Below are 379 nucleotides of genomic sequence, written 5' to 3'. Positions count from 1 at the left end.
TACTGGCAGTTGGTCTCAGGCAGCATCTTTATTTTATAAATCGAAAATGCATGACACCCCACTGCAAATTGCAGACAAACCGATTACGATTGGTGCCGATGCTTCTGTTCAATATGCCGTGCGCTTGAGTTCAGACAAACACGTTGCGGACACGGTTTTACCTTTTAATAAAGAAACTCAGTCACAAGCATCCGACTTTTTAAAATACGGTGCAACTTTAAAACTGGGCTACGACAAAACCCTTTTAAGTGTCGGTGAACTCTGGTTAGATCTGCCTGTAACGGCTGTGGATGCAAGCCGACAATTGCTTGCCTCTTATTGGGGAACCAATCTTAAGTCACAACTTTCAGATCAGCTTTATGCTGAAATTGGTCGGGTT

Annotated in this window: 1 protein-coding gene; it reads left to right on the top strand. The window is 43.3% G+C overall.

Translation table 11 applies throughout. From position 1 onward, the window contains the following. Nucleotides 1–379 (top strand): OprD family outer membrane porin (locus UC75_RS21615; protein WP_228137349.1); only part of this gene is annotated, 379 nt, incomplete at both ends.

This window comes from Acinetobacter sp. V2 (assembly GCF_001188385.1).
GTDB classification, from domain to species: Bacteria; Pseudomonadota; Gammaproteobacteria; order Pseudomonadales; family Moraxellaceae; genus Acinetobacter; species Acinetobacter oleivorans.
Note: the sequence above shows the minus strand (reverse complement) of the source record. Positions and strands in the feature narration are given on the sequence as shown.